Here is a 13311-nt window from a genome sequence, read left to right as displayed (position 1 = left end):
GTCACACCGGCAGGATCGAGGAGACGAGAAGCTGGGTGTAGGGGTGCTGCGGGTCGTCCAGCACCTGGTCGGTCAGGCCGTGCTCCACCACCTGGCCGCGCCGCATGACCATCAGCCGGTGCGCCAGCAACCGCACCACGCCCAGATCGTGGGTGACGATGATGCAGGCGATGCCCAACCGGTTCACCAGCGTGCGGATCAAATCGAGCAGGCGCGCCTGCACCGAGACGTCGAGGCCGCTGGTTGGCTCGTCCATGAAGACGAGGCGCGGCTGCGTCACCAGATTGCGCGCGATCTGCAGGCGCTGCTGCATGCCGCCGGAGAAGGTGGTCGGCAGATCGTCGATACGCCCCGCCTCGATCTCGACGCGGGTCAGCCAGTCCTCCGCCTCGGTGCGGATATTGCCGTAATGGCGGGCGCCTACCGCCATCAGCCGCTCGCCGATATTGGCACCGGCCGAGACCTCCATGCGCAGACCGTCGCGCGCGCTCTGATGCACGATACCCCAGTCGGTGCGCGTCAGCATACGGCGCTCCGGCTCGGACAGGTTCCAGATGTCTGTGAGGCCCTGGCCGCGCATGTCATAGGCGACGGTGCCGGCACTGGGGGCAAGCTGCGCCGACAGGCAGCGCAGCAGCGTGGTCTTGCCCGACCCGGATTCGCCGACGATGCCCAGCACCTCGCCGGGGAACAGCTCGAAGCCGACATCCCGGCAGCCGGTATGGGCGCCGTAGCTCTTGGTCAGTCCGCTGACTGTCAGAAGCGGGGTCATGCCGCTTGCTCCTCATCCGCGCCGCGATGGCCGGCGGCCACGCGTTCGCCGCAATAATCCGTGTCGGAGCAGACGAAGATCCGTCCGCCCTTATCGTCGGTCACGATCTCGTCGAGATAGGAATCGGTCGCCCCGCAGATGGCGCAGGCGCGGTCCCATTTCTCGATCTGGAAGGGGTGATCCTCGAAATCCAGGCTCTCCACCTTCGTGTAGGGCGGGATGGCGTAGATGCGCTTCTCCCGGCCGGCGCCGAACAGCTGCAATGCGGGCGAATTATCCAGCTTCGGATTGTCGAATTTCGGGATCGGGCTGGGGCTCATCACATAGCGGCCATTCACCCGCACCGGATAATCGTAGGCGGTGGAGATATGGCCGTAATGCGCGATGTCCTCATACAGCTTCACATGCATGACGCCGTAATCGGCCAGCCCGTGCATCTTGCGCGTCTCGGTCTCGCGCGGCTCCAGCCAGCGCAGCGGCTCCGGGATCGGCACCTGATAGACCATGATCTGGCCCTCGGCCAGCGGCGCTTCCGGTATGCGGTGGCGGGTCTGGATCAGCGTCGCCTCGCGCGTCTTGTCGGTGGTGGCGACGCCGGTGGTCTGCTCGAAGAAGCTGCGGATGTTCACCGCGTTGGTGGTGTCGTCAGCGCCCTGATCGATCACCTTCAGCGTGTCGTCCGGCCCGATCACGGCGGCGGTCACCTGAATGCCGCCGGTGCCCCAGCCATAGGGCAGCGGCATCTCGCGGCTGCCGAACGGCACCTGATAGCCGGGGACCGCCACCGCCTTCAGGATCGAGCGGCGGATCATCCGCTTCGTCTGCTCGTCGAGATAGGCGAAATTATAGCCCTCAACCTTGCTCATCTCAGTCCGCCGCCTCCTCGATATCGCGTTCGGCTGCTGCCGACTGGTTGGCGGCGGCCTCGCGCATCTTGCGCACCAGCACCAGCTCCGCCTGGAAATCGACGTAGTGCGGCAGCTTCAGATGCTGGGTGAAGCCCGACGCTTCCACATTGTCGGCGTGGTACAGCACGAATTCCTGGTCCTGCGCCGGAGCCTTCACCGCCTCGCCCAGTTCCTCGGCGCGCAGCGAGCGGTCCACCAGCGACATCGCCATCGCCTTGCGCTCGCAATGGCCGAAGGTCAGCCCATAGCCGCGGGTGAATTTCGGCGCCTCGGTGGCCGATCCCTGGAACTGGTTCACCATCTGGCATTCGGTGACGGTGATCTCGGCGATCTCGATGGGGAAGCCCAGCTCCTCCGGCACGAACTCAACGGCAACCTCGCCCATGCGGATCTCGCCGGCGAAGGGGTGGTTCTTGCCGTAGCCACGCTGGGTGGAATAGCCCAGCGACAAAAGGAAGCCCTCATCCCCGCGCGCCAGCGCCTGCAGCCGCACATCGCGGTCGGCGGGAAAGGTCATCGGATCGCGGGTCAGGTCGCCAACCTCTTTCGCGTCATCCGCATTCTCCGGCTCGATCAGCCCGTCATGGCCAAGGATGTCGGCGACGCGCGGCATCGACCCGTCCAGCGGCTCCGGCGCTTCCTCGGTGGACGGCAGGCTGCCACCCTCGGCCAGATCGAAATCCAACAGGCGCAGCGTGTAGTCGAAGGTCGGCCCCAGCACCTGGCCGCCCGGCAGATCCTTGTAGGTCGCGGAGATACGCCGCCGCACCGCCATGCGCGCGGTGTCGATAGCCTCCGCATAGCCAAGGCGGGGCAGGGTGGTGCGGTAGGCGCGCAGCAGGAAGATCGCCTCGATGATGTCGCCGCGCGCCTGCTTCACCGCCAGCGCCGCCAGCTCGCGGTCATAGAGCGCGCCTTCCGCCATGACGCGGTCCACGGCGAGCGACAGCTGCTCGTCGATCTGCGCCAGCGTGATCTCAGGCACGGCGGGGTCGCCGCGCCGCTCCTCCGCCAGCAGCTTGCGGGAATTCTCGATGGCGCGCTGCCCGCCCTTTACGGCGACATACATGGCTCAGCCCTCCATCCGGTCGATGCGTGTGGTGCGTGGCAGGCCGGCCAGCTGATGGCCGGCGACCAGAAACAGGTCCAGCCCGCGTGGAAACAGTTTCGCATTCTTCTGCCAGTCAGAGTCGAAGCCGGCGTGCAGGGCATTGATTTTCAATGTTTCTTCCTGCGCGATGCCGGGGCCGCTCAGGCGATAGGCCGGCCCGTCTGACAGGCTTTCCACCTGCCGGATCAGCGTGGCGGATCGGTCGGGATAGGCGTCGGTGCCGGCATCGAAACCCGACAGCGTCTCCGGCGTGCCGGCCAGCAGGGCGAAGCGCGCCTGCGCCTTGTCGCTGACCAGCGGGCTGCCGCAATGGAAGCGCAGCCAGTCGCGCACGGCGGGCGTATCGGCGGCTTCGTCCAGCCAGACCGGTGTCTCGTAATCGAACAGCGCCAGCGCCAGCGCGGCGGTGGCCGGCATCAGCGGCTGTGGCGCGGCGTCCGGCAGCAGGTCCGGCATCGTGACGATGCGGCCGGGGCGGGACAGCGCGTCGAGTGCGGCGCGGAAGGCGCGCTGGCTGTCCAGCGTGGTGTCGTTGAAACCGGCGAGCAGCGTGTCTGTCATCGTCATTCCCCGCGCACCATGGTGAAGAAATCGACCTTCGTGGCCGCGGCCTTGCGCGAGGCCGTCTCGCGCGCCTCCCGGGCGGCCTGCTCCAGCGGCGCGATGATCGCGGCATCCAGCGCCGTCCGCTGTGTGGTGTCCTGCATCAGCGCGTCGATCAGGGCGGCGCATGTCGCATGATCCTTGTCGCGACCGCCGACATAGCCATGGCCGACCCGGCCATCGGGCAGCCGCACGGCGCAGCGGGTCATCGTCATCTCGCCCAGATTGAAGCGCTGGCCGGTGCCGCCGGCGCGGCCGCGCACCATGACCATGCCGGTCTCCGGCTGGCGCAGATAGGAGAAGTCCGGGGCAGAACCAACCTGCTGCCACAGCGCTTCCAGCGCCCTGGGTTCGGCCTTGGCGAGCACGGACATCCAGCGCTGCCGCTCGGCCTGTCCTGCCGGCTGTGTCGGTGTCGGGGACGCCATTCTATACCTCTGATTAATTTGTATAGACATCCGTATCAATTTTCATCACTATGCTCCCGCACCCCGGTTTCGTAAAGGGGGCAAGTTGTGAATTTCCTGTGACGAAGCGGTTGCGCGGATGCGCCGGAAAGCAGAGGTAAGGATGCAGGGTTTATCGCGCGGGGACGGTGTCGCGCTGTGGCGGCAGATCGAACAGGCGATCACTCAGGATATCGCTGAGGGACGGTTCGAGCCCGGCGACCGGCTGCCGACGGAAAAGCAGCTGGCCGAGCGCTTCCGGGTGAACCGGCATACGCTGCGCCGCGCGATGGAGGCGCTGGAGGCCAACGGGCTGGTGCGCATCGAGCAGGGGCGTGGCTCCTTCGTGCAGGAGCATGTGCTGGATTACGCGCTGAGCGAGCGCACGCGTTTCTCCGAGATCGTGTCGGCGCAGAACCGGATTCCTGCCGGACGGCTGATCGACAGCGCCACGCTGCCGGCCAGCGAGGAGGTGGCGGAGCGGCTGAATATCGCGCCCGGCGCGCCCTGCATCATGCTGCGCATGCTGGGGGCCGCCGATGGCAGGCCGATCACCTATGGCAATAATTACTTCCCGGCGGACCGGTTCCCGAACGCGGCGTCGGTCTACGGGGAAAAGGGCTCCGTCACCGAGATGCTGCGCGCGCATGGGGTTACGGATTATCGCCGCAAGCTGACCCGCATCACCGCCCGCATGCCGAGTGAGGATGAGGCGGCCATGCTGGCGCAGCCGCGCACCCGGCCGATCCTGCTGGTCGAGGCGGTCGATGCCGATCTGGACGGCGTGCCGGTACGCTACGGTTATGTCCGCTTCGCGTCCGAGCGGGTGCAGCTCGTCTTCGACACGCCGGAAGATTAGCGGTTACGGGCGCGGCTGCTTCAGCAGGTCGCGGATTTCCTCCAGCAGCACTTCCTGGCGCGGCGGCGCGGGCGGGGCGGACGGCTTCGCCTCTTCCTTCGCGGACAGCCGGTTGATCTGGCGCACCACCATGAAGATCGCGAAGGCGATGATCACGAAGTTCACGATGGTGTTGATGAACTTGCCATAGGCCAGCGTGGCGACGCCGGCCTCCTTGGCTTCCTGCAGGCTGGCAAAGTCGCCCTCGCCCAAGGTGATGAAGTAGTTGGAGAAGTCCAGCCCGCCCAGCAGCACGCCGAAGGGCGGCATGATGACGTCATTGACCAGCGAGGAGACGATGCCGCCGAAGGCGGTGCCGATCACAACGCCGACCGCAAGGTCGATCACGTTGCCGCGCATGGCGAAGGTCCTGAATTCCTTCAGTACGCTCTTCTTGTCGTCGCTCATCCTCATTTCTCCTTCATCCCGTCTCATAGCGCCCGCGATCAAGGACACTTCCTGCAGCCTAATCCGAATTTCCACGATTTTCATAGGCTTATCGGCTGACGGGATAACAGGCCAAGTCGGCTGGGGAAAGCATTGCAAATTCGTCAAGTAAGCGTCACCGAACCGTAACGGGCGGCTGATACACCGGACACCGATCCGCACCACTGACGGGGATGGTATGTCAACCGCGATCACGGTTTCCGGCCTCAGCAAGACTTTCGGGCAAACGCGCGCCCTGAACGACGTGTCGCTGCTTGTCCAGAAGGGCGAGATGGTGGCGTTGATCGGCGCTTCCGGCTCCGGCAAGTCCACCCTGCTGCGCCATGTCGCCGGGCTGGTTGGTGGCGATCCGGCCAGTGGCAAGGGCCAGGGCGGCAAGGGCGAGGTCCGCATCCTGGGCGAGACGGTGCAGTCGGGTGGCGCGGTATCCCGCGACGTCCGCCGCATCCGCGCGCATATAGGCTTCGTCTTCCAGCAGTTCAATCTGGTGAACCGGCTGTCGGTACTGACCAATGTGGTCACCGGCGTGCTGGGCCGCATCCCGGCCTGGCGCGGCACGCTCGGCCTGTTTACCCGCGACGAGAAGCTGATGGCGATGCAGGCGCTGGCGCGCGTCGGCATGGACCAATATGTGGCGCAGCGCGCCTCCACCCTGTCGGGCGGCCAGCAGCAGCGCGCCGCCATTGCCCGCGCGCTGGTGCAGCAGGCGGAGGTCGTGCTGGCGGACGAGCCCATCGCCTCGCTGGACCCGGAATCGGCGCGCCGTGTCATGGAAATCCTGGCCACCATCAACCGCGAGGACGGCATCACCGTCGTCGTGTCCCTGCATCAGGTGGATTACGCGCTGCGCTACTGCCCGCGCACCGTCGCCATGCGGGCCGGCGAGATCATCTATGACGGGCCGAGCGAGGCGCTGACGCCGGACTTCCTGCGCGAGCTTTACGGCGCCGACAGCGAGGAGCTGATCCTCGGCGACTTCATCAGGAATCAGAGGCCGGAGCCCGTCGCGGCTTCCCCGGCCCTGGTGGCCGCGCACTGACGGCGGCTGTTGCGTGACCTTCGGGGGAAGGGCGCGAAAGACCGGGACTTTCCGGTGACGAAATCAGGAGGTAGTGGAATGCTTCGCAAAATGCTTGCGGGTGCCGTGGTCGCGATGACCGCGCTGACCGCCGGTGCGCAGGCGGCCGAGATGAAGGAGCTGAACTTCGGCATCATCTCGACCGAATCCTCGCAGAATCTGAAGACTGTCTGGCAGCCCTTCCTCTCCGACATGGAGAAGAAGCTGGGCATGAAGGTGAATGCCTATTTCGCGCCGGACTATGCCGGCATCATCGAGGGCATGCGCTTCAAGAAGGTCGATGTCGCCTGGTACGGCAACAAGTCGGCCATGGAAGCCGTGGACCGCGCCAATGGCGAGATCTTCGTGCAGACCGTCGCCGCCGATGGCAGCGCCGGCTACTACTCGCTGCTGATTGCGCACAAGGACGTGCCGGTCAACGATCTGAAGGCCGTGGTCGAGAACGGCAAGGACTACACCTTCGGCAATGGCGATCCCAACTCGACCTCCGGCTTCCTGGTGCCGAGCTACTATGTGTTCGCGCTGAACGGCATCGATGCCAAGCAGCATTTCAAGCGCATGGTCACCGCCAACCATGAGACCAATGCGCTGGCCGTTGCCAACCGCCAGGTCGATATCGCGACCAACAACACCGAGAGCATGGACCGGATCAAGCAGAACTTCCCGGAGAAGTATGCCCAGATCAAGGAGATCTGGCGCTCCCCGCTGATCCCGTCCGACCCGATTGTCTGGCGCGCCGACCTGCCGGCCGAGGCCAAGAGCAAGATCAAGGCTTTCTTCATGGATTATGGCGTGAAGGGCCCGAACGTCGAAGCTGAGAAGAAGGTGCTGGCCGGCCTGTCCTGGGCGCCGTTCCGTGAGAGCAGCAACGATCAGCTGATCCCGATCCGCCAGCTTGAGCTGTTCCGCTCCAAGACTCGGATCGAGAATGACGACAAGATGGCGGCGGCCGAGAAGCAGCAGAAGCTCGGCGAGATCAACGCCCAGCTCGACGCGCTGAACAAGAAGATGAAGACCAACTAAGGTCCGCAACGACTGGAGGCCGGCGCCGGGAAACCGCGCCGGCCTCGGTTTTTAAGCCCAGCCTTTCTGCCATGACTCACTTCCGCCGCCCCAAATCCATTGCCTCCACCAAGGAGATGGCCATGACGACCCGGACAGGCGCTGCCGATGGCGCGCTGGAGCTGCCGCCCCGCGACCTGAAGAAATCGCTGCTGAGCTATCTTGGCTGGGGTCTGTTCCTGGCCGTGCTGATCTGGTCCTGGGAAGGGGCGGAGATGCGTCCGCTGGACCTGATCCGCGACGCCGGGAACATGGCGACCTTCGCGCAGGATTTCTTTCCGCCGGATTTCCGGCAGTGGGAATTCTATGTCGAGGAGATGCTGATCACGATCCAGATCGCGCTGTGGGGCACGGTGCTGTCGATCGTCGCCGCCGTTCCCTTTGCGCTGCTGGCGTCCGAGAACATCGCCCCCTGGTGGATCAACCAGCCGGTGCGACGCCTGATGGACATGCTGCGCGCGATCAACGAGATGGTCTTCGCCATGCTGTTCGTGGTCGCGGTCGGCCTCGGCCCGTTCGCCGGGGTTCTGGCGCTGTTCATCCACACCACCGGCGTGCTGGCCAAGCTGTTCTCCGAGGCGGTAGAGGCCATCGACCCGCGCCCGGTGGAGGGTATCCGCGCGACCGGCGCCAATGTCATTCAGGAAATCGTATTCGGCGTGATCCCGCAGGTGTTGCCGCTGTGGATTTCCTATGCGCTGTACCGCTTCGAATCGAATGTCCGCTCGGCCACCGTGGTCGGCATGGTCGGCGCGGGCGGCATCGGCGTGGTGCTGTGGGAGGTGATCCGCGGCTTCTACTTTGCCCAGACCTGTGCCGTCATGATCATCATCATCGTCTCGGTCAGCCTGCTGGACGTGGTCTCGCAGCGCCTGCGCAAGCTGTTCATCTGATCTCGTCGTTTCGCCAGGTTTTGCCAAGGGGCATCGGCGCCTGCTGATGCCCGTTGGCGAGGGAACGCGCCCGATATAGGATCGTGCAAAAGGATAATTGATCGCCACCGCTGTCTGACGAAACGACTGCCGATCAACCCGCACGATCCAGGGAGACGAGATGTTCATGCACCGATCCAAGACATTCAGCCGGGCGCTGCTTTCCGGCGCCGTCGCCAGCGCCTTCCTGCTGGTCGCCGGTCAGGCACAGCCGGCAAAAGCGGCCGAGGCGATGCTGTTCACCTGGGAGAATCTGGCCGAGCCGGCCTTCTTCGAGGAATATGCCAAGAAGTACGGCAAGCAGCCGGAATCCGCGCTGTTCGCCGATGAGGACGAGGCCTTCGCCAAGATGATGGCGGGCTTCAAGCCGGACGTCATGGCGCCCTGCACCTATGAGGTGCCGCGCTGGCGCGATGCCGGGCTGATCCAGCCCATCGACACCGCGAAGCTGTCCACCTGGGATAGCATTGCCCCGCCGCTGCGCAAGATCACCGGCATGGCGGCCGAGGGCAGCAAGGTCTGGTTCGTGCCGCAATATTGGGGCATCACCTCGGTCACCATCCGCACGGACCTGGCGCCGGAATATGCCGAGAAGCAGAGCTGGGACATCCTGTGGGACCCGAAATACAAGGGCCGGGTCGCCGCCCTTGAAGGCGTGGACGATACGGTGGCGATGGCCGCCCTGCATCTGGGCATCAACCCCTATGAGAAGCTGACACCGGCCAACGAGAAGAAGCTGCGCGACCATCTGGCGAAGCTGGCCGACAATCTGCGGCTGGTCACCAGCGATTCGACGACGCTGACCCAGGCCGTGGCCTCGGGCGAGGTGGTGGCCGCCATCACCTGGAACGACCACTACACCGAGATGAAGGCGGAAAACCTGCCGGTTAAGTTCCTGCGGCCGAAGAGCGGCGTCATGACCTTCGTCTGCGGTTTCGTCATGCACAAGGAAACCAAGGATGTCGGCAAGGCGCTGACGCTGATCGACTCGAACAACTCCGAAGTAGCGACCGACTTCCTGGTGAAGGAGATGGGCTATGGCCCGGCCAACACCAAGGCGCTGAAGGCGATCGATCCGGCGGTGCGCGAAGCAGCCGAACTGCCGGAGGACGTGGATGCCTTCCTCGCCAGCGGTTTCTTCCAGCAGGCGATCCCGGAGAAGGACAAGCTGGTCGCCATGTGGCAGGAAATCCGCGCGCTTTCGGGCCGCTGATCGTCTGAAGGTCCGGAGGAGGGTGGCGCCGTCGGGCACGGTGCCGCCCTTTTCCGTTTCGCGCTGGATTTTCGCGCCGCTTTACGCGAAACATACCGCCACATCGGAGGGACGGAGGTACGAGGGGAAATGGTGTCAGCGCCGCGTTCCACGGCCCGGCGGGGACGGCCGCCGAAATCCCTGACCGCGCCACAGAATTCCGGCCGGACCCAGCGCCCCGGCACGCAGCGCGCCGCCGCCAAGGAGGCGACCCGGCTGAAGCTTATCGAGGCCACCATCGATTCCATCGCCCATTCCGGATTCGCCGACACCACGCTGGCCAAGGTGTCCGAGGGGGCTGGCCTGTCGCGCGGCATCGTGAATTTCCACTTCACCAGCAAGGATGCGCTGCTGGTGGAGACGCTCACCCATCTGGCCGACGAATATACCGGCTTTTGGAAGGCGGCGGTGGAGAAGGCGGGCAGCGATCCCGCCGCGCGGCTGAGCGCCATCATCGACGCGGAATTCCATCCCACCGTCTGCAACCGCAAGAAGATCGCCGTCTGGTACGCCTTCTGGGGCGAGGCGCGGTCGCGCCCGACCTATCTGGATGTGTGCGAGCGCCAGGACCGCGAGCTGCTGGAGACGGTGCAGGCGCTGTGCGCCGAACTGGTGGTGCAGGGCGGCTATGAGACGGTCGAGGCGGAGGATGTCGCCACCGGCCTGATGGCGCTGACCGACGGGCTGTGGCTGGATTTGCTGCTGACCCCGACGCGGTTCGACCGCAATGGCGCACGGCGGGTGTGCATGGCCTTCCTGACCGGGATGTTCCCGCGGCATTTTCCCAGCACCGGGGCAGCTGTTCCAGCAGCCTGACCGGCCTTGCCGCACTTGCGAAACCGGGCTTTTTCCGAATAGATAGAAGGCGGGATTACCGGCTGCGCCAGATGGCCGGAATTCATGAGATGTCAGCAGTGATATCCGGGGGGCGTCATTCGGCATGAGCGGACCGAACCGAGGGAGAAGGCGCGGTTGAGCGACCCCATGACGGCCGGCTTTCAGGGCGGCGCACGGCTCCTCTGGGCGCGCAGCGAGGCGTTGCGCGGCTTCACGCTGCTGTCTCCCACCCTGTTCGTGGTGGTGGCGGCGATGGCGGTGCCGCTGGCTCTGATGGTGGCCTACAGCTTCTGGTCGCAGAGCTATGTGACGCTGGATACCAGCTTCACGCTGAAGAATTACCAGGATGTGTTCAGCCGCGAGATTTACCGCATCCTGTTCCTGCGCTCGGTCGGTATTTCCGCGATGGTGACGCTGGTCACCGTGCTGCTGGCCTATCCCATCGCCTATTTCGTCGCCTTCGACGTGAAGCGCCACAAGCTGCTCTGGCTGATCTTGCTGACGCTGCCCTTCTGGACCAGCTATCTGCTGCGCGTGTTCTCCTGGAAGGTCATCCTCGGCTATAACGGCGTCATCAATTCCGGGCTGATGTCGCTGGGGCTGATCTCGGAGCCGCTGCAGTTCCTGCTCTACAATCCCTTCGCCGTCATCGTGACGCTGGCCCATGCCTGGGCGGCCTTCGCCATCCTGCCGATCTATGTCTCGCTGGAGAAAATCGACCGCACGCTTCTGGAGGCCGCGACGGATCTGGGCGACGGGCCGGTCCGGCGCTTCTTCCGGGTGACGCTGCCGCTCTCCATGCCCGGCGTGATCGCCGCCTCGGTGCTGATCTTCATCCCGACGGTCGGTGACTATGTGACGCCGACCATGGTAGGCGGCACCGGTGGCGTGATGATCGCCAACATCATCCAGGCGCAGTTCGGCAAGGCGAATAACTGGCCGCTGGGCTCGGCGCTGGCGATCACCACCATGCTGGGAGTGACTGCGATTGCCTGCCTGACGATCTGGCTATCGAAACGCGGCGTGGCGAGCATCAAATGAGCGGGGCAACGCGCGATAGTGGGCAGCGGCTGCGCATGGTCTATGCCGGCCTGTATCTGGCCTTCCTCTATGTGCCGATCTTCGTGCTGCCAATCTTCTCCTTCAATGATTCGATCTTCGTCGCCTTTCCGCTGAAGGGCTTCACCACGCAATGGTATGCGCAGCTAGCGGAAACCCCGCGCATGTTCGATGCGCTGGCGGCCAGCCTGAAGGTCGCCATCTTCACTGCCGTCGCCAGCACTTTGCTGGGCATCCTGGCGGCCAAGGCGGTAACCCGCTATCGCTTCCCGCTGCAGCGGCCGCTGTTCGGGCTGGTCATGCTGCCGCTGGTGATCCCGGAGATCATCCTCGGTATCTCGCTGCTGATCCTGGTGAACCGGCTGGGCCTCAGCCTCTCGCTGCTGACCGTCGCCGCTGGCCATGTGCTGCTGTGCGTGCCGTTTGCCACCGGCGTGCTGATGTCACGCTTCGAGGGCTTCGACCGCAGCCTGGAGGAGGCCTCGATGGATCTGGGCGAAAGCGCCTGGATGACCTTCTGGCGGGTGACTTTCCCCATCGTGTTTCCGGGCATTGTCGCCAGCCTGCTGCTGTCCTTCACCATCAGCTTCGACGAATTCATCATTGCCTTCTTCCTGTCGGGCACCGAACCGACGCTGCCGCTCTATATCTTCAGCCAGTTGCGCTTCCCGCAGCGCCTGCCCGGCGTGCTGGCGCTGGGCACGCTGATCCTGCTGGGCTCTGCCCTGCTGATCGTGCTGGCGGAATGGCTGCGGCGGCGCGGCGTGCAACCCGACAAGCAACCCGATTTATGATGGGATCGCCATGAGCACAGACGAATCCTTCATCGATATCCAGGGCATCTACAAGCGCTTCGGCGGGTTCACCGCAGTGGACGGCGTCGATCTGGCGATCCAGCGCGGCGAGTTCTTCTCGCTGCTCGGCGCGTCGGGCTGCGGCAAGACCACGCTGCTGCGCATGATCGCCGGCTTCGAGACGCCGACCGAGGGGCGCATCCTGATCGACGGGCAGGACATGACGGTGGTGCCGCCGAACCGCCGCCCGACCAACATGGTGTTCCAGAGCTACGCGATCTTTCCGCACCTTACCGTGCGCGACAACATCGCCTACGGACTGCGCAAGGACCGGCTGCCGAAGGCGGAACTGGACCGCAAGGTGGCCGAGGCGCTGGAGATGATCAATCTGGCCGGCTATGGCGACCGGCGGTCCAACGAGCTGTCGGGCGGGCAGCGACAGCGCGTGGCGCTGGCGCGTGCCCTCATCAAACGCCCGAAGGTGCTGCTGCTGGACGAGCCGCTGGGCGCGCTGGACAAGAAGCTGCGCGAGAAGATGCAGCTGGAGCTGCGGCAAATCCAGGACGAGGTCGGCATCACCTTCGTGTTCGTGACCCACGATCAGGAGGAGGCGCTGACCATGTCCTGCCGGGTCGCCGTCATGTCCGAGGGTAAGGTCATGCAGGTGGCGACCCCGCGCGAGCTATACGAAGCGCCGAACTGCCGTATGGTGGCTGACTTCATCGGCAGCATGAATTTCTTCATGGCCTCGCCGCGCGGACAGGAGACCGACCGGCTGGTGCTGGAGGCGGAGGGGCTGGGCACGATCCGCGCGCCGCTGCCGGGCTTCGCCGTGAATGGCCGGGCCATCGCCGCGATCCGGCCGGAGAAGCTGGCGCTGACGACGGACAAGCCGCTGGAAAACCTGCCCGCCGTGCAGGGCAACATCGCCACCTCGGCTTATCTGGGTGACCGCAGCCAGTTCTATGTGCGGCTGCCGGGCATGGCCGCACCGGTTGCCGTGTCGGCGCAGAATGTCGAGCGAACGGTGCGCGAGGATCTGGATGACGGTACTCCGGTCTGGCTCTCCTGGCGGGATGACGCCATAGTAGTGCTGCCTGAATAACCCAGCG

The 13311-nt window shown here is 65.0% G+C and carries 15 protein-coding genes; 9 read left to right on the top strand and 6 right to left on the bottom strand.

The window, feature by feature from the left end; all coding sequences use genetic code 11:
- Nucleotide 1 precedes the first annotated feature (1 nt).
- Genes phnK through phnG form a run of 5 tightly spaced genes read right to left on the bottom strand, consistent with a single transcriptional unit; the run spans nt 2 to nt 3822 of the window.
- Nucleotides 2–772, bottom strand: coding sequence for a phosphonate C-P lyase system protein PhnK (phnK, locus tag P24_RS08725; protein WP_008944343.1), 771 nt, complete (start codon nt 770–772; stop codon nt 2–4).
- The gene (locus P24_RS08720; RefSeq protein ID WP_008944342.1) at nt 769–1638 is read right to left on the bottom strand and encodes an alpha-D-ribose 1-methylphosphonate 5-phosphate C-P-lyase PhnJ; all 870 of its coding nucleotides are present in this window, start codon (nt 1636–1638) and stop codon (nt 769–771) included. The genes phnK and P24_RS08720 overlap by 4 nt, the downstream gene beginning before the upstream one ends.
- Before the next feature lies 1 nt (nt 1639).
- Nucleotides 1640–2749 carry a carbon-phosphorus lyase complex subunit PhnI gene (locus P24_RS08715; protein WP_008944341.1) on the bottom strand — a complete coding sequence of 370 codons (1110 nt, stop codon included), beginning with the start codon at nt 2747–2749 and terminating at the stop codon, nt 1640–1642.
- A gap of 3 nt (nt 2750–2752) precedes the next feature.
- Nucleotides 2753–3352: a phosphonate C-P lyase system protein PhnH gene (gene phnH / locus P24_RS08710; RefSeq protein WP_008944340.1), complete on the bottom strand. Its 600-nt coding sequence runs from the start codon at nt 3350–3352 to the stop codon at nt 2753–2755.
- Between the two features lie 2 nt (nt 3353–3354).
- A complete protein-coding gene (phnG, locus tag P24_RS08705) occupies nt 3355–3822 on the bottom strand; it encodes a phosphonate C-P lyase system protein PhnG (protein WP_040707091.1) in 468 nt (155 codons plus the stop codon).
- A 142-nt stretch (nt 3823–3964) separates the two neighbouring features.
- Here phnG and phnF point away from each other — a divergent pair, with 142 nt between their 5' ends.
- The gene (gene phnF / locus P24_RS08700) at nt 3965–4699 is read left to right on the top strand and encodes a phosphonate metabolism transcriptional regulator PhnF (RefSeq protein ID WP_008944338.1); all 735 of its coding nucleotides are present in this window, start codon (nt 3965–3967) and stop codon (nt 4697–4699) included.
- Between the two features lie 3 nt (nt 4700–4702).
- On the opposite strand, the gene mscL is transcribed toward phnF, so the two are convergent.
- On the bottom strand, nt 4703–5146 hold the full coding sequence (gene mscL, locus P24_RS08695; protein ID WP_008944337.1) for a large conductance mechanosensitive channel protein MscL: 444 nt from the start codon (nt 5144–5146) through the stop codon (nt 4703–4705).
- Nucleotides 5147–5363: 217 nt separating this feature from the next.
- On the opposite strand from mscL, the gene phnC reads away from it, so the two are divergent.
- The 8 genes from phnC (at nt 5364) to P24_RS08655 (ending at nt 13304) form a co-directional block, all read left to right on the top strand.
- Nucleotides 5364–6224, top strand: coding sequence for a phosphonate ABC transporter ATP-binding protein (phnC, locus tag P24_RS08690; RefSeq protein WP_008944336.1), 861 nt, complete (start codon nt 5364–5366; stop codon nt 6222–6224).
- A gap of 78 nt (nt 6225–6302) precedes the next feature.
- Nucleotides 6303–7286 (top strand): phosphonate ABC transporter substrate-binding protein, encoded by a 984-nt coding sequence (gene phnD / locus P24_RS08685; RefSeq protein WP_008944335.1) that lies wholly within the window; start codon nt 6303–6305, stop codon nt 7284–7286.
- Nucleotides 7287–7408: 122 nt separating this feature from the next.
- A complete protein-coding gene (gene phnE / locus P24_RS08680; protein ID WP_008944334.1) occupies nt 7409–8218 on the top strand; it encodes a phosphonate ABC transporter, permease protein PhnE in 810 nt (269 codons plus the stop codon).
- A 160-nt stretch (nt 8219–8378) separates the two neighbouring features.
- The gene (locus P24_RS08675; protein ID WP_008944333.1) at nt 8379–9470 is read left to right on the top strand and encodes an ABC transporter substrate-binding protein; all 1092 of its coding nucleotides are present in this window, start codon (nt 8379–8381) and stop codon (nt 9468–9470) included.
- 129 nt (nt 9471–9599) lie between these two features.
- Nucleotides 9600–10325: a transcriptional regulator BetI gene (betI, locus tag P24_RS08670; protein ID WP_008944332.1), complete on the top strand. Its 726-nt coding sequence runs from the start codon at nt 9600–9602 to the stop codon at nt 10323–10325.
- A 156-nt stretch (nt 10326–10481) separates the two neighbouring features.
- Complete coding sequence (locus tag P24_RS08665; RefSeq protein WP_202802375.1) at nt 10482–11387, top strand: ABC transporter permease; 906 nt, start codon at nt 10482–10484, stop codon at nt 11385–11387.
- Nucleotides 11384–12199, top strand: a complete 816-nt coding sequence (locus P24_RS08660) for an ABC transporter permease (RefSeq protein ID WP_008944330.1) — start codon at nt 11384–11386, stop codon at nt 12197–12199. Before P24_RS08665 ends, P24_RS08660 begins: the two co-directional genes overlap by 4 nt.
- 10 nt (nt 12200–12209) lie before the next feature.
- Nucleotides 12210–13304 carry an ABC transporter ATP-binding protein gene (locus P24_RS08655; protein ID WP_008944329.1) on the top strand — a complete coding sequence of 365 codons (1095 nt, stop codon included), beginning with the start codon at nt 12210–12212 and terminating at the stop codon, nt 13302–13304.
- Nucleotides 13305–13311 lie beyond the last annotated feature (7 nt).

Origin of the sequence: Oceanibaculum indicum P24 (genome assembly GCF_000299935.1) — a bacterium.
Taxonomy (GTDB): domain Bacteria; phylum Pseudomonadota; class Alphaproteobacteria; order Oceanibaculales; family Oceanibaculaceae; genus Oceanibaculum; species Oceanibaculum indicum.
This window is presented reverse-complemented; position numbering and strand designations above follow the sequence as displayed.